Source organism: Vibrio vulnificus CMCP6, from assembly GCF_000039765.1.
Classification (GTDB): Bacteria; Pseudomonadota; Gammaproteobacteria; order Enterobacterales; family Vibrionaceae; genus Vibrio; species Vibrio vulnificus_B.
This window is the reverse complement of record NC_004459.3, coordinates 940,413-962,749: the sequence shown is the minus strand read 5'-3', so window position 1 is coordinate 962,749 and position 22,337 is coordinate 940,413. Positions and strand designations below refer to the sequence as shown.

21 protein-coding genes are annotated in these 22,337 nt (G+C 48.6%); 11 read left to right on the top strand and 10 right to left on the bottom strand.

Annotation, left to right across the window (positions count from 1 at the left end; translation table 11 throughout):
• Positions 1–145: 145 nt before the first annotated feature.
• Positions 146–1,087, bottom strand: coding sequence for a LysR family transcriptional regulator (locus tag VV1_RS04585; protein ID WP_011079003.1), 942 nt, complete (start codon positions 1,085–1,087; stop codon positions 146–148).
• A 139-nt stretch (positions 1,088–1,226) separates the two neighbouring features.
• Here VV1_RS04585 and VV1_RS04580 point away from each other — a divergent pair, with 139 nt between their 5' ends.
• A complete protein-coding gene (locus tag VV1_RS04580) occupies positions 1,227–2,387 on the top strand; it encodes a multidrug effflux MFS transporter (protein ID WP_011079002.1) in 1,161 nt (386 codons plus the stop codon).
• Positions 2,388–2,481: 94 nt separating this feature from the next.
• The gene (gene tsrA, locus VV1_RS04575) at positions 2,482–2,766 is read left to right on the top strand and encodes an H-NS-like global regulator TsrA (protein ID WP_011079001.1); all 285 of its coding nucleotides are present in this window, start codon (positions 2,482–2,484) and stop codon (positions 2,764–2,766) included.
• A 36-nt stretch (positions 2,767–2,802) separates the two neighbouring features.
• On the opposite strand, the gene VV1_RS04570 is transcribed toward tsrA, so the two are convergent.
• The 4 genes from VV1_RS04570 to VV1_RS04555 all read right to left on the bottom strand — a co-directional run bounded on the left by VV1_RS04570 (position 2,803) and on the right by VV1_RS04555 (position 5,280).
• Positions 2,803–3,249, bottom strand: a complete 447-nt coding sequence (locus tag VV1_RS04570; protein WP_011079000.1) for a DoxX family protein — start codon at positions 3,247–3,249, stop codon at positions 2,803–2,805.
• Positions 3,242–4,015 carry an HvfC/BufC N-terminal domain-containing protein gene (locus VV1_RS04565; protein WP_011078999.1) on the bottom strand — a complete coding sequence of 258 codons (774 nt, stop codon included), beginning with the start codon at positions 4,013–4,015 and terminating at the stop codon, positions 3,242–3,244. Before VV1_RS04565 ends, VV1_RS04570 begins: the two co-directional genes overlap by 8 nt.
• 11 nt (positions 4,016–4,026) lie before the next feature.
• A complete protein-coding gene (gene bufB, locus VV1_RS04560; RefSeq protein ID WP_011078998.1) occupies positions 4,027–4,902 on the bottom strand; it encodes an MNIO family bufferin maturase in 876 nt (291 codons plus the stop codon).
• A gap of 117 nt (positions 4,903–5,019) precedes the next feature.
• Positions 5,020–5,280 (bottom strand): BufA1 family periplasmic bufferin-type metallophore, encoded by a 261-nt coding sequence (locus VV1_RS04555; protein ID WP_011078997.1) that lies wholly within the window; start codon positions 5,278–5,280, stop codon positions 5,020–5,022.
• Between the two features lie 265 nt (positions 5,281–5,545).
• Between VV1_RS04555 and uvrD the strand changes: the two genes are divergently transcribed.
• Complete coding sequence (gene uvrD, locus VV1_RS04550; RefSeq protein WP_011078996.1) at positions 5,546–7,720, top strand: DNA helicase II; 2,175 nt, start codon at positions 5,546–5,548, stop codon at positions 7,718–7,720.
• A gap of 692 nt (positions 7,721–8,412) precedes the next feature.
• Here uvrD and VV1_RS04545 read toward each other — a convergent pair.
• The 3 genes from VV1_RS04545 to rarD form a co-directional block, all read right to left on the bottom strand.
• On the bottom strand, positions 8,413–9,084 hold the full coding sequence (locus VV1_RS04545) for a LysE family translocator (protein ID WP_011078995.1): 672 nt from the start codon (positions 9,082–9,084) through the stop codon (positions 8,413–8,415).
• Positions 9,085–9,171: 87 nt separating this feature from the next.
• Complete coding sequence (locus VV1_RS04540; protein WP_193387259.1) at positions 9,172–9,969, bottom strand: AraC family transcriptional regulator; 798 nt, start codon at positions 9,967–9,969, stop codon at positions 9,172–9,174.
• Positions 9,970–10,042: 73 nt separating this feature from the next.
• Positions 10,043–10,957 (bottom strand): EamA family transporter RarD, encoded by a 915-nt coding sequence (gene rarD / locus VV1_RS04535; protein WP_011078993.1) that lies wholly within the window; start codon positions 10,955–10,957, stop codon positions 10,043–10,045.
• 181 nt (positions 10,958–11,138) lie between these two features.
• Between rarD and recQ the strand changes: the two genes are divergently transcribed.
• The 3 genes from recQ (at position 11,139) to VV1_RS04520 (ending at position 14,229) form a co-directional block, all read left to right on the top strand.
• Positions 11,139–12,974, top strand: a complete 1,836-nt coding sequence (recQ, locus tag VV1_RS04530) for an ATP-dependent DNA helicase RecQ (RefSeq protein WP_011078992.1) — start codon at positions 11,139–11,141, stop codon at positions 12,972–12,974.
• Entirely contained in the window at positions 12,967–13,281 is a 315-nt protein-coding gene (locus VV1_RS04525; protein ID WP_011078991.1) for a DUF3630 family protein, read from the top strand. Before recQ ends, VV1_RS04525 begins: the two co-directional genes overlap by 8 nt.
• A 276-nt stretch (positions 13,282–13,557) precedes the next feature.
• The gene (locus VV1_RS04520) at positions 13,558–14,229 is read left to right on the top strand and encodes a 7-cyano-7-deazaguanine/7-aminomethyl-7-deazaguanine transporter (protein WP_011078990.1); all 672 of its coding nucleotides are present in this window, start codon (positions 13,558–13,560) and stop codon (positions 14,227–14,229) included.
• 80 nt (positions 14,230–14,309) lie between these two features.
• Here VV1_RS04520 and gppA read toward each other — a convergent pair whose 3' ends face one another.
• Complete coding sequence (gene gppA, locus VV1_RS04515) at positions 14,310–15,803, bottom strand: guanosine-5'-triphosphate,3'-diphosphate diphosphatase (protein ID WP_011078989.1); 1,494 nt, start codon at positions 15,801–15,803, stop codon at positions 14,310–14,312.
• Between the two features lie 7 nt (positions 15,804–15,810).
• Positions 15,811–17,118 (bottom strand): ATP-dependent RNA helicase RhlB, encoded by a 1,308-nt coding sequence (gene rhlB, locus VV1_RS04510; RefSeq protein ID WP_011078988.1) that lies wholly within the window; start codon positions 17,116–17,118, stop codon positions 15,811–15,813.
• Between the two features lie 111 nt (positions 17,119–17,229).
• Here rhlB and trxA point away from each other — a divergent pair, with 111 nt between their 5' ends.
• The 5 genes from trxA (at position 17,230) to VV1_RS04485 (ending at position 22,325) form a co-directional block, all read left to right on the top strand.
• Complete coding sequence (trxA, locus tag VV1_RS04505) at positions 17,230–17,556, top strand: thioredoxin TrxA (protein WP_011078987.1); 327 nt, start codon at positions 17,230–17,232, stop codon at positions 17,554–17,556.
• 198 nt (positions 17,557–17,754) lie between these two features.
• Entirely contained in the window at positions 17,755–19,014 is a 1,260-nt protein-coding gene (gene rho / locus VV1_RS04500) for a transcription termination factor Rho (RefSeq protein ID WP_011078986.1), read from the top strand.
• 103 nt (positions 19,015–19,117) lie between these two features.
• Positions 19,118–20,110 carry a hypothetical protein gene (locus VV1_RS04495; RefSeq protein ID WP_011078985.1) on the top strand — a complete coding sequence of 331 codons (993 nt, stop codon included), beginning with the start codon at positions 19,118–19,120 and terminating at the stop codon, positions 20,108–20,110.
• Positions 20,111–20,202: 92 nt separating this feature from the next.
• Positions 20,203–22,056, top strand: coding sequence for a 4-hydroxy-3-polyprenylbenzoate decarboxylase (ubiD, locus tag VV1_RS04490; protein WP_011078984.1), 1,854 nt, complete (start codon positions 20,203–20,205; stop codon positions 22,054–22,056).
• Positions 22,053–22,325 carry a 2Fe-2S iron-sulfur cluster-binding protein gene (locus VV1_RS04485; protein WP_011078983.1) on the top strand — a complete coding sequence of 91 codons (273 nt, stop codon included), beginning with the start codon at positions 22,053–22,055 and terminating at the stop codon, positions 22,323–22,325. Before ubiD ends, VV1_RS04485 begins: the two co-directional genes overlap by 4 nt.
• The last annotated feature ends 12 nt before the right edge of the window (positions 22,326–22,337 follow it).

Genomic DNA, 22,337 nt, shown 5'->3' with positions numbered 1-22,337 from the left:
CTTTGTTCTTTTTGCTCCGTTTGCTCAGGTTGGGAGCTGCTCCTTATCTTCCATGTAAGGACCACAGACCATAGATGAGCCCGGAGGACTATCGGCGGTTAAGCTACTCATTTTAGCCCAACAGCGCAATCAATTGGCGAAATTTTTACCTAAGGTGCAGGGTTTTCTGTGTGATCATGTTGCGTAGCCAACTTAAGGCTGGGTCATTTTCTCTGTCTTTGTGCCAAAACAGAGTGTATGCCATCGGTGGAAATTCGATCGGCAAAGGCAGCACCTGTAAATCGAGTTGTTTGGCGGCGAGCAAGACAAAGTGGCTGGGTGCGGTGAAGACAAAGTCGGTGTAAGAACAGAGGTTCGCGGCACTATTGAAGTCGGGTACGGTGATGGCGATATCGCGCTCACGGCCAATATCTGCGAGGCGATAATCTAACAGCCAGCGTTCATTACCGTCACAGCGTACTTGCACGTGGCGCAGCGATAAGTAGTTTTCCAAATGCCAAGGCTGCTGCAGCGCTGGGTGGTTTTTTCGCACTACGCACATCTGATTGTCGCGATAAATTTCCTGCTCACAAATATCAAACGGCGGCAGCATGGTGAGCTTGGCATCGTTGATGTCGATGTCTTTGCCAGTCATACCCAAATCCAGTTCACCGCGCTGCAACATTTTGAAGGTCTGTTCTGACCATGAATGAGTGCTGATGGTGACGTTGGGCGCTTGCTGGAAAATCGATGGCAGAAAGTGCGGCAAGATCAGGGGATACACACTTTCCACTGCGGCAATACGAAAGCGGTATTCGCTGCTTTCAGGGTGAAACTCTTCCGGCAAAGTAAGATGCTCTAACTGATTGATCAACAGATCCAGTTTCGGTTTGAGAAACAGCGCTCGCGCTGTCGGAGTAAGCCCGTGTGAATGTCGAACGAATAAGGGATCATCGAACTGTTGGCGCAGTTTTGCCAGCGCTTTACTCACCGCTGATTGACTTAAACAAAGTCGATGCGCAGTGCGAGTCACATTGAGTTCCTCGAACAGCACTTTCAAGCAGACTAGGAGATTAAGGTCGAGGCGGGAGAGTTTTTCGATGTTCATTCTGAATTTCCCAATAAGAATATCAGCGATGAATATACATCATTTCCGTTCATATCACGAGGCGGTTAAACTCTCATCAAAGTTCTTGTTCAATTTGGAGTGTTTTGTGTCAGGTCAGAGCCAAACCAGTAAATTACAAATGGCGTTGTTAACCTTGCTTGTGTTGTTCAGCCCGTTGGCAATTGATATTTATCTTCCCGCGTTGCCACTTATTTCCAATACCTTTTCGGTTGAACACGCATTAGCACAAGACACGATTACTTGGTTCCTATTTGCGATGGGCGTCGGTCAACTGTTTGCCGGTCCGTTAGCAGATAAACTCGGACGTCGAACTGTTGCATTGGGCGGTATCACCATCTATGCACTGAGCGCTTTATTGGCGTGGAGCGCGCAGAATATTGAATGGTTGTTGGTATCCCGTCTGCTACAAGGCTTAGGTGCGTGTGCAACATCGGTAGCAGCCTTTGCGACAGTTCGCGATATTTTCGGCCCAGAGAAAAGTGGCAAAATGATCAGCTATCTTAACGGGGCCATTTGTTTCATTCCGGCGCTTGCCCCCATTCTGGGTAGCTGGCTAACCCAGCAGTTTGGCTGGCGCGCTAACTTCAGTTTTATGGCGGGCTTTGCCGTTGTCGTTGGCACGCTGATGCTGTTTAACATGCGCGAGAGCAACCCGGCGACGGAAAAACAAGCGGTGTTTAAACTCAGCCGCTACTGGGCCGTGTTGAGTACCCCTTCTTTTGTTTTCCATGCCACGCTGTGTTTGCTGGCGATGGCGGTGATCCTCGCTTACGTAACCTCAGCACCTGTGGTGTTGATGGAAGGGCTTGGCCTAACCATGAACCAATTTACTTTCTGGTTTGGTGTCAACGCGGCGATCAATATCGCGGCTTGTATGCTGGCACCTAAGTTCATGGATAAATGGGGTACTCACAATACACTGGTGGTGGGCGTGGTGACTCTGGCGATCGCTGGCGTAGTCATGTTGGTGATGGCAGAAACCGCGACGCCATTTGCCTTTATGTTGCCTATCTTCCTGTCATCCGTCGGCTTTGCTTGGATTCTTGGTGCCGCCGCAGGTAAAGCGTTAGAGCCATTTGGCGATAAAGCCGGCACGGCTGCCGCACTGCTGGGCTTATTCCAAATGAGTGGTGCGGGTCTGTTAGTGGGCACCATGCAGCGTTTTGCGTTAGAACCTCAACTGATGATTGCGATTCAAATGTGGCTGCTGGTTCCGGCATTAGGGATTCTGTTTTCAAAATTGGGCCGCCAGTGGCACAGCAAAGGCGTGGTGGCTTAACCACGCAACGCCAATTTAGAGTTTTACTGTATGGCGAAGCCGTGTATATTTGTCGCTCACTCCACCATTCGACACTTAACGGAATTGATAGGTAATGTCGTTAACCACATATGAAATGGCTCGAATCCTTGAACAAATGGAAGAGTCACCAGAGAAAATTATGTTCGGCAAGTTGCTCGTTGAACTGGGCAATCAAAGTGAAGAGCGTATTCGCAGTGCAGCAAAACAGGTGCCACTGCATGTTCTCAGAGATATCGTTTATCAGTTTCAGCAGGTTATCAATTCTCGGAAAGGAGAGCAGGTTGAATCCATGGCGAAAGAGCTTGCCGAGCAAGGTATTTCCGCTGACGAGCTGCTTGCTTATCTACAGAACAAATAAAAGAATCCCCGCCAATTTGAGCGGGGATTTTTCTTTCTAGCGTTTCTCTATTTCTTGGCGAAAACAGTGATCGAGCGAAATTCGCCCCGCGCCCCAAAGAAACGTCATCAGCAGCATCAGCCCCCATAGTTGATGATCGTAAAACCCTTTCTCCCACAAAAGCGGGTAGGAGATCACGGCCATCGCGTTAAAGGCAAATAGCACTAGGCTGGTGATGCGGGTGAACACGCCGAGGGCGAGTAAGATCGGTAAGCTAAGCTCGGCCGCCGTGGCGAGATAAGCGGCCAACTCCCAGGGTAAAATAGGCACCTGATATTCCAACTCGAACAGATAGAGAGTGCTATCCCATGAGGTGATTTTGCTTAATCCAGCATTGAAGAAAACCCACGCCACCCAAAGGCGACAAAATAGTAATACTCCGGGCACCACCCAAGATTGTAAGTGGGTAACGGTAGTGTCATAACGATTCAGCCATTCACGCATCGGAGCCTCCTTGTGGTGCGAGAGAAAAACCCGCGAAAATACCCAGTTCGAACAGAAAAGCCAGTTCAGCAAGCAAAGGTGCGGGTATCTGTGCGAGGGGAAGTGGTTGTTCAAGCAAACAGACCAACTCGTATTGTGCGGGCGTCATCGTTATGCAGCGCGGCGGTGTTGCTTGATGGCAGAGCAATATCCCTTGCTCGCTTTGCGCAATCTCAAGTTGATCGAATTGTTGTGTTTCAATCGCCGTAAAGAGTGAAAAAACGGCGTAGTGGGAACGAAAAGCCGTGCAACCGGGAAAAAGGTGCAGCACCAACGCCTGATGCTGTGCTGGTTCGAGTTGTGAAAGTTGCTCTAGGGATTGCCAATATCGCGGTATCTGGAATTCATTTTGTTGCTGTTGGCTTTCATCGAGTTGATCTTCCAAGCGCGCAAACTCAACACAGTAGGGTACCGCTTGGCTCACGTTGGGGAAACGTTCCAACGTCTTGGCAAATCCACGCCCGTATTGCGACACATCCCCAGTGTGTAATGGCACAGAGAGTACGTGTTGGCGCGCCATTTGCTCGAAGCATTCTTCTCCCAACAACGCTAAGGTCTTGGGGTAAGTAAGTGCTAACACTTCATTGAGACTCATGACAAAGTTATTGCGGTAAATTTGTATCCGCTGCTCGGCACTGAATTGGTCACTAACAATGCCGCAGGATTCACCACTGGCTTGATAATGTAGTGCTTGGCGAAACTGGTGTTGAAATTCGGCGAGTTGCATTTGGCCTCCTGTTAACCTAACGCTAGTGAAGGGTGCATTGGGTTGGTATGAAGCAGAGACGCTCGCAACAGAGTGTCGGCTTTTTTTGCTTCGTTGAGCAGCACATCGACGGGGGGCAAATCCAAATCCCACTCAATCAAGGTGTGTCGGCTGCCGTGCTGGGCAATCCACTGCTGATACAATTGCCAAACTTCGGCAGACACCGGCTGGCTATGGGTATCAATCCAGATCTCTCCTTGCTCTAACGATTTAATAGTGAAGCCGGCAAGGTGAATTTCGTCAACGCACGCTGCTGGTATCGCCTCAAGGTAGGTTTGGCAATCAAAACCATGGTTAAACGCAGAAACATAGACATTGTTCAGATCGAGCAACAAGCGGCAGTCGGTACGACGCTGCACCTCAGTCAAAAACTGCCATTCACTGATGGTGGAATGTTGGTACTTGAGATAGCTGGAAGGATTCTCGATCAAGATCGGCCGTTTTAGTGCGTCTTGTACATGCAGCACGTTACGGCAAAAAACCTCGAGTGCTTCCTCTGTGTAGGGCAAAGGCAGCAAATCATTAAAGTAGTGGCCACCGTTTTCGCTCCAGCTGAGATGATCCGAAACCAAAAATGGTTGTAAGTCATCAACCAACTGTTTTAAGCGTAATAAATGTTGTGGATTAACCCCAGCCACAGAACCGAGCGACAAACCAATCCCGTGGCAACTGATTTGGTAATGCTCCGCCATTTGGTTGAGTTGCTGGCGGTGGAAAGAATTGGGTTGGAAGTAATTTTCGCTGTGAATCTCCAACCAAGACAACGCTGGTCGATGGTGATGAAAATGATCGTGATGGGGCAGTCTAAGCCCAACACCAATATGGGGATGAAACTCAGTGTTCGACATCGTTAGACTCCCTGCGGCAAAATTTGCGGACGGTGTGACATGAGGTGAGAAAGGAGGAGCACGGTTGAGCCTCTGTGCTCCTGCTGTTTTGCGGTGGTGTTCACCTCAATAAGGGGCTTAAGAAGATTGTGTGTTACCACCGGCCAATTTGCCGCATAAGCCTTTAGGAACAACCACGAAAGCGTCTTTTTGGTTGTCTTCTTTTGCCGTACCAGCGCAAGAGCTGGTTTTGGTGGCGCAGTCATTTTTGCCCGCTTTGGCTACGCCATAGCATTTCTCTTTTTCTGCCGCCATAGCAGGCGCTGCAGTCAGCATAGTGCCACCCATTGCGATTAAACCGGTAACAACAGCAGTAACAGCAAGATTTGATTTTTTCATGGTTCTTTCCTCAGACTGATTTTCCTTTACTTATTGAGCTCGTGCGTCCGAGTGGACTCACTTGCTTGGTTAAAAGGACAGCAAGTTGCGGGAAAAACTTTCAAAAAAATGGCGATTATTTTTTATAAATTCATCACGCCTGTAACTATCTCTATGATTTGTAACTGGTTGATGCCTTTTTCTTAAATTGCAATTTAGTCTGAAAAGCGAGCACGGTTTAGGTTATAATCCTTGTTTCTGTATAAATAACCAGTAGCTTCTTATCATGATCGATCCTTCACTTCTTCTCGATGGCTTGAACGACAAACAGCGTGAGGCTGTTGCTGCACCTTTGGAAAACTTGCTGGTGTTGGCAGGCGCAGGCAGTGGTAAAACGCGCGTTCTTGTGCATCGCATTGCTTGGCTAATGTCAGTCGAGCAGGCTTCTCCGTTTTCTATTATGTCTGTGACCTTTACCAATAAGGCGGCGGCGGAGATGCGTGGTCGAATCGAAGAGTTGATGATGGGCAGTGCGTCGGGCATGTGGAATGGCACCTTCCACGGTATTTGCCACCGAATTCTCAGAGCGCACTATCTGGATGCCAAGCTGCCGGAAGATTTCCAAATTATTGATAGCGACGACCAACAACGTTTGCTTAAGCGACTGATCAAAGCGCAAAACCTGGATGACAAACAGTGGCCAGCGCGCCAAGTCGCTTGGTGGATCAATGGCAAAAAAGACGAAGGATTACGCCCTGCGCACATCGATGCCTACCACGATCCCGTGACCAAAACCTACCTACAGTTGTACACCGCCTATCAAGAAGCGTGTGATCGCGCAGGCTTGGTCGACTTTGCGGAGATCTTGCTGCGTGCGCATGAGCTACTGCGTGAGAACAAATTTATCCGCGAACACTATCAAGCGCGCTTTAAACACATCTTGGTGGACGAGTTCCAAGACACCAACAACATTCAATACGCTTGGCTGCGTATGATGGCGGGGCCTGAATGCCATGTGATGATCGTCGGTGATGATGACCAGTCGATTTACGGTTGGCGTGGCGCGAAAGTGGAAAACATCGAAAAGTTCACCCTTGAGTTTCCGAGCGTCAACACCATTCGCCTCGAGCAAAACTACCGTTCGACCAAAACCATCCTAGAAGCCTCAAACGCCTTGATTGCCAACAATACCGAGCGTATGGGCAAAGAGCTGTGGACCGATGGCGTCGAAGGTGAACCGATCTCGATTTATTCTGCTTACAACGAATTGGATGAAGCGCGTTTTGCGGTGAACAAAATCAAAGAGTGGCAGGACAAAGGCGGCGTGTTGAACGACGCAGCGATGCTTTATCGCAATAACGCCCAGTCGCGTGTACTGGAAGAAGCGTTGATTCAAGCGGGTTTGCCTTATCGCATTTACGGCGGGATGCGATTCTTCGAGCGCCAAGAGATCAAAGATGCATTGAGCTATCTGCGCCTCATCGCCAACCGCAATGACGACGCGGCCTTTGAACGTGTGGTTAATACTCCAACGCGTGGCTTAGGGGACAAAACCTTGGAAACGGTGCGTTTTGCCGCGCGCGATCGTGGCTGCACCTTGTGGGAAGCCAGTATCGCTTTGATCGAAGAAAAAGTGTTAACGGGGCGTGCTGCTGGTGCGTTAAGTCGCTTTATCGAGCTGATCACGGCGCTGGAAGACGACAGCTTTGAAATGCCACTGCACATTCAAACCGACCATGTGATCAAATCCTCAGGCTTGTACACCATGTATGAGCAAGAGAAAGGCGAGAAGTCCAAGGCTCGCATTGAGAACTTGGAAGAGTTGGTCACGGCGACACGTCAGTTTGAAAAACCGGAAGAAGCCGAAGAGATGAGTTTGCTCACTGCTTTCTTAACCCATGCCGCTTTGGAGGCGGGTGAAGGTCAAGCGGACGATTTCGAAGATGCGGTACAACTGATGACCTTACACAGCGCCAAAGGATTGGAGTTCCCATTGGTGTTTATGGTGGGCGTGGAAGAAGGCATGTTCCCGAGCCAGATGTCCGCCGAAGAAGCGGGCCGCTTAGAAGAAGAGCGCCGTTTGTGCTACGTGGGCATGACTCGGGCAATGCAGAAGCTCTATATTACCTACGCTGAAATGCGTCGTTTGTACGGGCAAGACAAATATCATAAACCATCACGTTTTATCCGAGAGCTGCCGGAAAGCTGCTTGGATGAAGTGCGCATGAAAGCGCAAGTCAGCCGTCCTGCCAGCAGTGGTCGCTTTAGCCAAACTGTGGTCAAAGAGAGCTTCAATGAAACGGGCTTTTCGCTCGGCTCTCGTGTGCGTCACCCAAAGTTTGGTGAAGGGACGATCATCAACTTTGAAGGCAGTGGGCCACAAAGTCGAGTTCAAGTGGCCTTCAATGGGGAAGGAATCAAGTGGCTAGTGACCGCTTACGCGAGGCTGGAAAAACTGTGATGGTTTATCGATCGATCTTCGATCTGCAAACGGCGCTGAAGGCGCCGTTTTTTATGTCTCAGTGAGCGGGGACAAATAGCAAGCAAAGAAAAACCCCGAGGGCTTACGCCCTTCGGGGTTATGGTCTTACTTGCAGCAATCCAGCTACTAAAGTGCTCCCTGCATCAAATCCTTGATAGTATGCTGAATCCGTCAGCTTAATCCTTTCGTCGCCTTCCTAGCGGTGTCCTTGACCTATCCTGGTCTACCAACAATCCTCGTTGGCTCACATCACTTGTTCCCTGAGCGGTGTCCCTGACATCTTCCTGATGTTCAGTCCTTGCCTCATCCAGAGGTGTCCATTGCCTTCCTTAGTAGTAACCATCCTAGTTACTATTGCGTCCGTTCAATGTCCAATTTGCTTTCCATGCCGACTATTCATCCTGAATAACCGTATCTCCTTCCTGAAGATGACCTAATCCGTAGTCATTTCCTGTTCCGTGTCAGCATCCTTCCGACGTATTCATAGTAACTTTTTCCCCAGCACCAACAACGGATCCAGCGCACATTTCTACATACATAACATGGCTAAAAAGCATTCATATTCAATAAAATCATGTGGTTAGTGTTATTTTCTCTCCAGTGTCTTAGGTAAAAAACGACATTGGCTTACTTGTTTGTGAGAGATCTCTTACACGGCGAAGAGCAAAAAACTATGCAACTTGGCTGATGACTTGATGAATCACCGTGTTGTAGAGGATGCCTGCGCCAATTAAGCAGAATAAAACGCCGCAAATGCCATCAATATAGACACTCGCTTTGTGTAAATGCTGTTGCATTCGGCGACCAGAGAGCGCCCACGCTAAGCTGGCAAACCAAAGAAATGACAACGCAAATAAAATCATCACCGCTGTGGCCTTGCCAGAGAGCGACATGGTTGCTGGGATTAAGCTCGATAGCAGGCTGACAAAAAACACTAACGCCTTGGGATTGAGAATGTTGGTGGCAAAGCCTTTGAGAAAAGCTTGGCGTTTCGTGTTCAGCGTCCACTGCCGTTGAGTGATGGTGGGATTCACCGATGGCTGACGCCAATGACGTAATACGGAATGCAACGCGCCAATGCCCAAATAGAGCAAATAGCTGCCACCCAGCAGTTGTAATAAGGCATACAACATCGGTTGCTGGTGGACCAAGTAACTCACGCCCGTCAGGCTTAATAGAGAATGCAGCAAAATGCCAACAGACAAACCGAGGGCAATAAAAAGGCCCGTTTGGCGGCCATAGCGGCTTGCGTTTTGCACGACCAGTGCCACGTCGGGGCCGGGGCTCATCAAAGCAATAAAGTGGACGCTTGCCAGCGTCAGTAAAATCGTCAGTTCGTTCATGAGTGTTTCTCGTGCATCATCAAAATCGAGTGTAGATTGTCTCGGGTTGCGCGGCTTTGCGCTTGTAAAAAACTGACACAGGCAACACTAACGTGCAATTTGCGATGGGGTAATACCGTAGGTCTGTTTGAAGGCTTTGCTGAAATGTGCTTGGTCATAGTAGCCAATTTGGTGCGCCACCTCAGTGCTGGATTGGCCCGCTTGAAGCAGCTTCATCGCTTGTTCTAAACGTAAGCGGCTCAGCCATGCATAGGGTGTCATGCCCATTCTGGTTTTGAACTGGCGCTGAAATTGAGTGGGGGAAAGTTGGCAGAGTTGTGCCAGTGTTTCTAAGCGCACAGGTTGATCGAGATTCGCCAGTAGAAACTCTTTGAGTGTCGCCAACGATTGCTGACCCAGTGGTACGGCTTTTTGGCGGCAAGTGGATCCATAGCGATCAAAAAGGGTGCTAAACCCTTCAAATGGCAAACAATCTTGGGCGAGTTGGCTGATGTTTTTACTGCGCAACCAAGCGTGCAGGTTACGAAGTTGTGAAAAAACCACAGGATCGGAGATGATCATCTGATTAAAGCTGATAATTTGACCATTTTGCTTAAGATCGGCGAGATCGCTTAACAGATGAGGTTCGATCGCAAACACATTCACCTGATAGCCTTCTTGTTGTTTGGAATGGCCATCGTGCAGCTCGTCAGGAGGCATGATAACAATCTGCCCATGACCAACGTGATGACGACAACCCTGTGAATGGAACTGCTGTTCGCCATGAGTAATCAGCCCGATATGGAAATCCAGATGATAGTGCCGTGAAAAGGCAAACTTCTGATACTTCGCATCAATCAGGCTGAGCTTGTCATCTTGTGTTGGGATGTAGTGGATCTGCTCCATAGAGTACAAAAAAGCTTGGTCAGTTTGTGACCAAGCTTAGCGAGCTCAATGGCATTTGTCTTGTAAAAAACGATCAGTGGCTGAGTGCGGTTTTTCGGCTGTTGCGGCGATAGCGTAAGCCGTCGAAACTAAATACCACGAGTGCCCCCCAGATAAAGGCGAAGGTGAGCGCTTTGTCACTGGTGAAGGCTTCACCGTAAATCAACACGGCCAGTAAGAACATCAAACTTGGGCCTATGTATTGGAAAAAGCCTAAGGTGGACAACTTGAGTCGAGTGGCGGCGCCAGTAAAGCAGAGCAAAGGCAGCGTCGTAACGACACCTGCGGCAATGAGCAGCAGATTGAGCTGGCTAGGGTTGGCCAACACATTAGAGGTGGGGGTAGCAGCAATAAACAACAGGTAAATCGCTGCGGCTGGCAACATCACTAAGGTTTCAATGAACAGTCCGGTTTGGGCATCAACGCTGACTTTTTTACGCAGCAAGCCGTAGAAGCCAAAGCTAAAGGCGAGAGCAATCGCGACGATCGGTACCGAACCAAACACGATAAGCTGCACCAGCACGCCACAAGCCGCTAAGGTGACTGCAAACCACTGCAACTTACGTAATCGCTCGCCAAGAAACAGCATGCCGAGCAACACATTGATCAGTGGGTTGATGTAATAGCCAAGACTGGCGTCAAGCATGTGGTTGGCATTGACCGCCCAAATAAAAATTAACCAGTTAGCGCCGACTAAAATGGCGGTCGTGACCAGATAGAGCATCTTGCTCTTGCTGGTTAAAACGTCGCGCACGGTGCGCCAATGACGGCCAAAATGGAGCAGGGCGGCGAGCAAGAAAAAAGACCACACCACGCGATGGCTGAGTATTTCGAGCGGAGAGACCGCCGCGAGCGACTTAAAATAGATGGGCGCGATGCCCCACATGGTATAAGCACCTAAGGCGAGTAACACCCCTTGGCGTGCTTTTTGTTGTTCTTCTGCGGTCATTGAACGATAGCCAACTTAGTTATCAAGGATGGGTCAGTATAAGAGCGAGGTCCGGAATCACCTAGTATTTTGCGGTTTAATTCACCATCAAACGCCATTACAATGTGCCCTCATTATCTTGGGCATTTCGCAATATTGAGTGCTTTCGAGACCACCATCAAGACCAATACTGAGACTGTTCATGACTTCCACGCTGCTTGCCGACCCTTCCGATGGCTCGATGACGCCCCAAAGCGTTTTATCACAGGTGTTCGGCTATCAGACCTTCCGTGAGGGGCAGCAGTCGGTGATCGAGGCGGCTGTTGAGGGGAAAGATAGTTTGGTGATCATGCCCACCGGTGGCGGCAAATCGCTGTGCTATCAAATTCCTGCTCTGGTACGCCCGGGTATTACCTTAGTGATCTCCCCTTTGATTTCGCTGATGAAAGATCAGGTTGACCAACTTAAAGCCAATGGTGTCGCGGCAGAATGTGTCAACTCGACCTTATCACGTGACGCTTTGCTCAGCGTCTACAACCGCATGCACGCGGGACAGCTCAAATTGGTGTACGTTTCGCCAGAGCGGGTGTTGATGCGCGACTTTATTGAGCGGCTGGAAAATTTGCCCTTGGCGATGATTGCTGTCGATGAAGCGCACTGTATCTCTCAGTGGGGACACGATTTCCGCCCCGAGTACGCCGCGTTAGGGCAATTGAAGCATCATTTTCCTCACGTGCCGTTTATGGCGCTAACGGCCACGGCAGACGATGCGACGCGCAAAGACATTTTAAGTCGCTTACATCTTAATGAGCCTCACGTTTATCTCGGCAGTTTTGATCGCCCCAACATTCGTTATGACCTAGTGGAGAAGCACAAGCCGGTCTCTCAAGTGATTCGCTATTTGGAAAGCCAGAAAGGCAATTGCGGCATTATTTATTGTGGTAGCCGTAAGAAAGTCGAAATGCTGACCGAGAAGCTGTGCAACAACCATATTCGAGCGGCGGGTTATCACGCTGGTATGGACGCCGATGAGCGCGCTTATGTGCAAGAAGCGTTTCAACGAGACGACATCCAGATTGTGGTGGCGACAGTGGCCTTTGGTATGGGGATCAACAAACCCAATGTGCGCTTTGTGGTGCATTTTGATATTCCACGCAATATCGAATCGTACTATCAAGAGACGGGTCGAGCAGGGCGTGATGGCCTGCCCGCCGAAGCAATGATGCTCTACGATCCGGCAGACATCACTTGGTTGCGCCGCATGTTGGATGAGAAAGACGACGGCCCGCAAAAACAAGTGGAAAGTCATAAGCTCAATGCCATGAGTGCCTTTGCTGAGGCGCAAACCTGTCGCCGCCAAGTGCTGCTGAACTATTTCGGTGAATACCGCGAGAAGCCTTGCGGCAATTGCGATATTTGCTTAGACCCGCCGAAGCATTTTGATGCGACGGAAGAAGCACGCAAAGCGTTGTCGTGTGTTTATCGCGTTAATCAGAGTTTTGGTATGGGCTACGTAGTGGAAGTGTTGCGTGGGATGCAAAACATTCGTATCCGGGAACATGGCCACGATAAGATTTCGACCTACGGTTTAGGGCGTGATCACAGCCATGACTATTGGGTGAGCATTTTCCGCCAACTGATCCACAAAGGGCTGCTGTTTCAAAACATCACCCGCAATTCGACTTTGCAGTTAACTGAAGAAGCAAGGCCATTGCTGCGTGGTGATATGACGTTGGAGCTGGCGGTGCCACGTTTAGATACTGCCGCGCGCAGTGCCAAAGCAGATAAGCTATCGAACAAACATTACGACAAAAAGCTGTTCGCCAAATTACGTAAGCTACGCAAATCGATTGCCGATGAGGAAGAGATCCCACCCTATGTGGTGTTCAGTGATGCCACGCTGATCGACATGGCTGAAATATTGCCGACTTCATATGGTGAAATGCTCGCGGTGAGCGGCGTCGGGCAGCGCAAACTAGAAAAATACGCGGATCCGTTTTTAGATTTGATTCAGGAGCACATCACTCATTATGGATGAGAACAACAAGGAATTTGGTTTAACGGAATACATGGCGCAAGAAGGTCGATTGTTGATTCGCACGCCACGCTTTAATCTTGATACCTTTCCCGCGCTGGCTGAACGGCTTCTCAAACTGTTGTCTGCTCAAGCGGTGGAAAAACAGTGGGATGGCGACGTGCACAGCTGGTTGGTCGATTTTGAAGAGACACATCTGTTCCTGAAAGCGGAACATTACAGTGAGGCGGTGTGGTTTGAGTCATTAACTGTGGATGATAGCCGAGAGGTAATGGACTACTTAGCCCAACTTTTTGCCAAAGGTTTTTAGGTGCGAAATCTTTCATTTTCAAAGGGATGTTTCACATGAAACATCCCTTTTTTATCGATGCATTTTGGCTCTGCTAGCGGCGAAATGGTGTTCAATCGTTTGCGTACCGCTCACTGCTTGTACTTGATATCGATTAATGTATAATCGCCCGCCGCTTCATCGGCAAAACGATGAACGGAAACATTTTCATTTTACATTGTTGGTAAGAGTGTTTTCCTGTTGGAGAAGACTCGATTTGGGTTCCCTCGCCCCCAAACCAAACTAAAAAGGTATCGCATGAGTAACTTTACCCCTGCGCAGCAGCGCAACGCCCTTATCTATTTGGCCCTGTTCCATCTGGTCATTATCGCATCGAGCAATTACCTTGTTCAGCTACCGTTTACCATTTTTGGTTTTCATACCACTTGGGGCGCTTTCACCTTTCCATTTATCTTTCTTGCGACTGATCTCACCGTCCGCATTTTTGGTGCTAAGTTGGCACGTAAAATCATATTCTTAGTGATGATGCCGGCGTTGATTGTCTCTTACGCGTTATCGGTATTGTTCTTTGAAGGGCAGTTCCAAGGCTTTGCTCATCTTGGTGAGTTCAACTTATTTGTTGCACGCATCGCGATCGCCAGCTTTATGGCGTATTTGCTAGGGCAGATCCTCGATGTGCACGTCTTCAACCGTCTACGCCAGATGAAACAGTGGTGGGTCGCACCGACTTGCTCGACGCTATTTGGTAATGCGCTGGATACGTTGGCGTTCTTTGCTATCGCGTTTTATCAAAGCCCAGACGCGTTTATGGCGGAACACTGGACGGAAATTGCGCTGGTGGATTATGGCTTTAAACTGGTGATCAGCTTGGGTCTGTTTGTCCCTATGTATGGCGTGCTATTGAATTACTTGATTAAGAAGTTGACCGCGGTGAATCCTCACTTTACGGTTGCTTCCGCATCACGTTAATGGCCAGTTGCTCTCATTTCGAGTGGCACAAACAAAAAATCCCGAATCATCATGGTTCGGGATTTTTTATTCTCTGTGAGCTAGCGACTTTCTATAACCAAAGGCCAGCCAATGTCGGTTTGGCGGTTGGCTTCCAGTTCCAGTTCCGCTGCAGTGAGTGGATTGTTTTCCAACCATTGCGCATCAATCGCTAAAGTGAGTTTGTCACCCTCAGCACTCAGGGTCACCTCAGGCTCTAAGGATGGCTGACGGCGATGCGACAATATCACGGCCAAGCGTAATAAACGCAGCAGGCGCTTGCCGCTGTTGCCAGACAGTGCATGCTGTTCTGGGAGCGAGGTTAAGCCTTCACGATAACGACGGGCAATTTCACCCATTAAGAATTTCTGTGCGCGAGTAAACCCTGGAAGATCCAGATGCTGCATCAGATACGCACTGTGCTCACCACCTTTTTTGAAATCAATGGTCAACCCAATTTCATGCAGTTTGGCTGTGGTCTCTAGCAACATGGCCCCTTGTGGTTCAGGGATCCACATCACGTCGCCCACTTGTTGCAGCAGCTTTAAGGCCAAATTCGCGACTTGCTGACCATATTGACTGTCGAGCTGGTAACGACTCTGGATGCTACCAATCGTGCGTGCTCGAATATCATCTTGGCGTAACTCACTCATCATCTCGTAAGCCAAGCCTTCACGCAAAGCGCCGCCAGCAAGCGTCATGGCGTCGATTTCCAGCAGTTCGAAAATAGCGATCAAAATCGATAAACCACTAGGGAAGACCAGTGCTCTTTCGAGGGTTAACCCTTCAATTTCAAGTTCTTCGAGATGATCCGCAAGCATGGCCTGTTTTTGTAAGCGCTTAAGCTTAGCGTGGGTAATGACCTCGTCCATGCCTTGCGCTAACATGATTTCCTGCAGAGCTTGTACGGTACCGGAAGCGCCCACACAAACATCCCAACCGAGTGATTTGTATTGCTCCAGGATCGGTAATAAGGTTTGCTTGGCCCCTTCAATGGCGGCCTCAAAGTTGCGTGCACTGAGTTGGCGATCTTTGAAAAAGTTTTCCAGCCAAGTTACGCAACCCATCTTGAGGCTCGTCAGCGCTTTGGCTTCAAACCCCTCACCGATGATCAGCTCGGTGCTCGCGCCACCAATATCCACCACTAAGCGTCGGCCGCTTCCCCCTGAGGTGTGCGCCACGCCTTTGTAAATCGTCGCGGCTTCTTCTTCCCCAGAAATGACTTCAATCGGGTGGCCAAGGATTTGATTGGCCTTTTGCAGAAACAGATCGACATTAGTGGCGGTGCGCAGTGTGGCTGTGCCAACAATACGAATGTGCTCTGCGGGGATATCTTGCAACCGTTCCGCAAATAAGCTCAGGCAATCCCATCCTCGCTGCATCGCTTCTTTACTGAGCGCATTGTGTTCATCAAGCCCAGCGGCAAGACGCACTTTGCGTTTGATTTTAGCCATAGTTTGAACGCTGCCATCGATATGACGCACTACGAGCATATGAAAACTATTCGACCCGAGATCGATGGCTGCATAAAGCGGAGAATTGCCTGCCTGACTCATAAACGGTTTACGCTTCCTTGTGTTGACGCGGTTGTCGTGGACGACGGTTGTTTGACTTACGATCACCTGAACGTGCACCGCCAGTGTTCGTGCGGCGTTGCTGATTACGCGCAGAAGGTGTACGGACTGGCGCTGGTAGATCTTGGATCAAGGCACTTGAATCGTAATCCGAGACCGGAATGGTGTGCTCAATGTATTCTTCAATTGCTGGCAAGTTGATGGCGTAGTCTTCACAAGCAAAGCTGATCGAATGGCCACTTGCACCAGCACGGCCAGTACGGCCAATACGGTGAACGTAGTCTTCACAGTCATCAGGTAAATCGTAGTTAAAGACATGCGTTACTTGCGGTATGTGCAGGCCACGAGCTGCCACGTCGGTTGCCACGAGGAGATCTACAGAACCTTGAGTAAATTGCTCAAGAATCTTTTCGCGTTTCTTCTGTGGAACATCACCAGTGAGCAGGCCAACACGGTGACCATCGGCAGCAAGATGAGCCCAGATGGATTCACACTTATATTTAGTGTTAGCGAAAATGATCGCGCGATCTGGCCATTCTTCTTCAATCAGTGTTTGTAGCAGCGCCATTTTATCTTCATTAGAAGGGTAGAACAGCTCTTCTTGAATGCGGTGGCCAGTTTTTTGTTCAGGCTCAACCACAACGTGCTCTGGGTTATGCATGTGCTCAAACGCCAATTCTTGCACGCGGTAAGAAAGCGTTGCTGAGAACAACATGTTCAGACGCTCTTGTGGTGCTGGCATACGGCGGAACAAGAAACGAATGTCTTTAATGAAACCCAAATCGAACATGCGATCGGCTTCATCAAGCACAACCGCTTGAATGTTATTGAGGTTAAACACACGCTGCTTGTAAAAATCGATAATACGACCAGTGGTGCCGATCAGAACGTCAACGCCACCTTGTAGCTTGGTTAACTGCTTATCATAGCTTTCACCGCCGTAAGCGAGGGCTGCTTTGATGCCAGTACTTGCGATTAGAGGCTCAGCATCGTTGTAGATCTGAATCGCTAACTCACGTGTTGGCGCCATGATGATGGCACGTGGCTGGGTTGGCTGACGGCCTTCGTGTGCAGGTGTGGTCAACAAATGGTTAAAGGTAGCAGTAAGAAACGCGAGCGTTTTACCAGTCCCGGTTTGGGCCTGGCCTGCGATGTCTTGGCCGGAGAGCAGTACCGGCAACGCCAAGGCTTGGATAGGGGTACAAAACTCAAACCCTTTTTTTTCCAATCCTTCAACAACTTGGGGATTTAAACCCAAATCGGCGAACTTTTGCTCTGTGATATGCGTCTTTTTCATGGCTATAGAATATCAGCTAAAGCTTGCATTAAGAAAGCAAATACATTCCAATAGAGCATCAAATTACTGGTTATCATCCAACCAGTTTCGAAAAACACATTGGAGTGGAAGATGAGTGACAAGATTTTGCAGCTGTCTGACGAAGGTTTCGAAAACGACGTTATCAACGCTGCAGGCCCAGTACTAGTTGATTTTTGGGCAGAATGGTGTGGTCCTTGTAAGATGATTGCCCCAATCCTGGACGAAATCGCAGAAGAGTACGAAGGCAAACTCACTATCGGCAAACTGAATATTGACCACAACGCGGGCACACCACCTAAGTTTGGTATTCGTGGCATCCCAACCCTGCTGCTTTTCAAAAACGGCAGCGTAGCTGCGACGAAAGTGGGCGCACTGTCAAAAACTCAATTGAAAGAGTTTTTGGATGCGAACCTATAATCCATAAGTGATTAATAACAAAACCGTGCAATATCAAAATGCGCGGTTTTGTTTTTTTCAAACTCTGGACTAGAGTTTTATTTAGTGCTAATTTATCGCACGTTAATTAAACAACTTTCTCTTCTTGGTCGATCCTGAGACCAAATCCATCTTAACTAGAAAACAGATCTTATTTTGACTAAACAAGAATCCACCACCATGAACCTTACCGAATTGAAAAACAAACCGGTATCAGACCTGGTCAAGCTTGGCGAAAGCTTGGGTCTGGAAAACCTGGCGCGTTTACGTAAACAAGACATCATCTTCGCAATCCTCAAAGCGCACGCGAAAGGCGGCGAAGATATCTTTGGCGATGGGGTTCTGGAAATTCTGCAAGACGGTTTTGGTTTCCTACGTAGTGCAGACAGTTCGTACCTAGCTGGTCCGGACGATATCTACGTATCACCAAGCCAAATTCGTCGTTTCAACCTACGTACTGGTGACTCGATTGCAGGGAAAATTCGCCCACCTAAAGATGGCGAACGTTACTTTGCACTGTTGAAAGTCAACACGGTTAACGATGATAGACCAGACAACGCTCGCAACAAGATCCTATTTGAGAACTTGACGCCGCTGCACGCGAATGAGCGTATGGTGATGGAGCGTGGTAATGGTTCGACAGAAGACATCACAGCGCGTGTATTGGATTTGGCATCGCCGATTGGTAAAGGTCAACGTGGTTTGATTGTTGCTCCGCCAAAAGCGGGTAAAACCATGCTGCTACAAAATATTGCGCAGAGTATCACTTACAACCACCCTGAGTGTGTGTTGATGGTTCTACTGATTGACGAACGTCCAGAAGAAGTGACCGAGATGCAGCGTCTAGTGAAAGGTGAAGTGGTTGCTTCTACTTTCGATGAGCCAGCCTCTCGCCACGTTCAAGTTGCAGAAATGGTTATCGAGAAAGCGAAGCGTCTCGTTGAGCACAAGAAAGATGTGGTGATTCTACTTGACTCAATTACTCGTCTTGCTCGCGCATACAACACCGTTGTCCCTTCATCAGGTAAAGTACTGACTGGTGGTGTGGACGCAAACGCACTGCATCGTCCAAAACGTTTCTTCGGTGCGGCGCGTAATGTTGAGGAAGGCGGTAGCTTAACCATTATCGCGACTGCGTTGGTTGACACAGGTTCTAAGATGGACGAAGTGATCTACGAAGAGTTCAAGGGTACTGGTAACATGGAACTGCATTTGAACCGTAAGATCGCGGAAAAACGTGTATTCCCTGCGATTGACTTCAACCGCTCTGGTACTCGTCGTGAAGAGTTGCTGACGAAGCCAGATGAACTACAGAAAATGTGGATTCTGCGTAAGATTGTTCATCCTATGGGCGAAACAGACGCGATGGAGTTCCTCATCGACAAGCTTGCGATGACGAAAACCAACGATGAATTTTTTGACGCAATGCGCCGTCAATAAAAGACTGACTTTAAGAAAACGCCACTCACCTCGAGTGGCGTTTTTGTTTGCATTTAGCCGAATAACTGTTCAGAATGGATTTGAATGTTAACAGGAGGTTAATATGCAACATGGATTGTTGTCGTCGCTACTCCTCTCTTTATCACTGTTTTGGATGCCGCAGATTGCGTTGGCGAAGGAAGTGCCAGCCGACACGGTGCAGCAGTGGCTTCAAGATCAACAAGTCGAGAGCAAAGTCTCTGAACTTTTGGATTATGCACTTCGCGACAAAACAAATGAGCTGAAGTTTTCTTTAGAACGATTGGCACTCCCTCAACAAGAAGTGGTGCGTTATGTCTTGCTCGATAAGCTTGAGAAAAATCAAGTGATCTTAACGCCTCGGATGGCGCTTTTTGTCGATTCACAAATCAAGCAAACACCAGCTTACCAAGTGGTTGAAAAAGGGGATGGTTACGAGTTTACTGTCCCTGCGTTTAACTATCCTGCCATTGCCAGTCGACTTATCAAACGTTGGAAACAAGACCAATCCACGTTGGAGTTCATTTTATTAGCGGAGCAAGGAAAGCTTGATTTGCAGACGTGGCTCTCAGGCTCTACTCATCAAGTTCAATTGCGTGAATCTTTGCTACTCAAAGAGTTGGACAGTTTATCGCCAGAAGCGTTAGATCGATTAGTGAATCAATTAGTCGATAAGCCCATCACCACTTGGTTACCTTCTTCCGCCGTCGTCGTGCGTTTTGCTCAAGTGAGCGAGCGTCCAGATGTGTATCATCTATTGTGGCGGATGAAAGCGGATCACAACAGCCAAGCAGAGTTAACACGTTTGGCGTCTATGGGAGATGAACAGGCGTTGCAACAAGTGATGGCGGCAGCGTTGAATCCAAGCCTGAAAGAACAAGCGATTCAGGCGCTGGCAAGTAAACATCCGCTCTCCCAAGACGTGAAGCAGTTTCTTATTACGAGAATGGCTCTGCCTGATGATGCTGTGCTGGTGGCGAAAGAGCTCAGTAAACAAGGTCATGAGGGATGGTTGCAAGAGGTATTATCGGGTGGCTACCCGGTTAAGCGTCATCTCATCGCACAAGCTTTAAAATAAAAGTTGCAAAATAGCCTCACAAAATTAGCGGATCCTATCGAAATGCGTTTTGTTATACTGCCTCAAGTTTACCCACTTCATGTAGAAGGCCTATGAGTTTTAAGGATTTACGCGACTTCCTCAATCACCTAGAGAAGAAAGGGCAATTAAAGCGCATTACTCACCCAGTTGATCCCGCCTATGAAATGACCGAGATCAGTGACCGAACACTACGAGCGGGCGGCCCGGCTTTACTGTTCGAAAACCCAATTGGTTACGATATCCCAGTGTTGACAAACTTATTTGGTACCGCTGAGCGTGTTGCGATGGGGATGGGAAGAGAACAAGTTAAAGAATTGCGTGAGGTTGGGCAGTGGCTTGCCTATCTCAAAGAACCTGAGCCACCTAAAGGTTTTAAAGACGCTTTGGATAAGCTGCCTGTGTTCAAACAAGTTTTAAATATGCCTGTGAAGCGTTTACGCAAAGCAGCATGCCAAGAAGTGGTTTGGCAAGGTGAAGAGGTTGATCTGGACAAGATTCCCGTGATGAGCTGCTGGCAAGATGATGTTGCGCCACTGTTAACTTGGGGATTAACCATTACGCGAGGTCCCAACAAGAAGCGCCAAAATTTGGGAATCTACCGTCAACAGAAAATCGCGAAAAACAAAATCATCATGCGCTGGCTAGCACACCGAGGTGGGGCTTTGGATCTGCGTGACTGGATGGAAAAATACCCCGGAAAACCTTTTCCTGTGTCGGTTGCATTCGGTGCGGATCCTGCCACCATTCTAGGGGCGGTGACACCAGTACCAGATACACTTTCGGAATATGCTTTTGCAGGTCTCTTGCGTGGGAGTAAAACCGAAGTGGTTAAGTCCGTCAGCAATGATCTCGAAATCCCCGCGAGTGCAGAGATTGTGCTCGAAGGCTATATCGACCCAAACGAGTATGCCGATGAGGGGCCTTATGGTGACCATACTGGCTATTACAATGAAAAGGAAAAGCACCACGTTTTTACCATCACGCATATTACGATGCGTAAAGAGCCTATCTATCATAGTACTTACACTGGTCGCCCACCAGATGAACCCGCGGTATTAGGGGTGGCCCTCAATGAAGTTTTCGTGCCAATCTTGCAAAAGCAGTTCCCTGAAATAGAAGATTTCTATCTGCCACCGGAAGGGTGCTCTTACCGAATGGCTGTCGTGACGATGAAAAAGCAATACCCAGGCCATGCGAAACGCGTGATGATGGGCGTTTGGTCTTTTTTACGTCAGTTCATGTATACCAAGTATGTAGTGGTGTGTGATGAATCAGTGAATGCGCGTGATTGGGATGATGTCGTTAAGGCGATGACGGAAAATATGAACCCAATACTCGACTCTCTATTTATTGAGAGCACGCCGATAGATTCTCTCGATTTTGCCTCACCTGTGGCTGGGTTAGGTTCAAAGATGGGCCTAGATGCCACCATAAAATGGGAGGCGGAGCTAGCATTGCAAGGGGCGACGGTGTCCACAGAGTTTGCGTCGCAGATTGGTATCGATGTGAATGCACTTAAAGCGGTCCATCCTCTAATATCAGATATCTATGTGCCAGCGGTTGCGAGTGGTCAGTTTATGGTTGTTAAAATCAATAAAACCCATGCTGGGCAATGCAAAGAAGTGGTAGAAAGCTTATGGCAAGTCGAGAGCGTCAAACAGCGCAATAAATTTATCGTGGTGTGTGATGACGATGTCAAAGCCGATGATTGGCATGACATCATCTGGGCGATCACTACGCGGATGGATCCAGCACGCGATACGTTGAAGATAGACGGTAGTGAGAGTTGTAGCGCTAAATTGGTTTTTGATGCCACCAATAAGTACCCTGAAGAAATCACGAGAGAATGGGGAAAACCGATTAAAAAAGATCCTAAACTTGTGGCTAAAGTCGATGCGCTTTGGCAGGAGTTCGGTATTCTATGAGCCATATGGTACGCCTTCTTCCTATGGATATCTCTTTTGTCGTTAGAGAAGGTGAAACGGTTTTGGACGCTGCGCTCAACAATAACATTGCGTTTCCAAACCGTTGCCAAATGGGTTCATGTGCCATGTGCATGTGCCGAAAAGTCTCTGGAGAGATTCGTTATCAACTAGAGCCACTATTAACTGAACAAGAACAACGACAAGGCTGGATATTTCCTTGTCTGGCCTATACAGAAAGTAATTTAGAACTTACCTTCGCCGAAGAGTAAGTCAGAGGAATA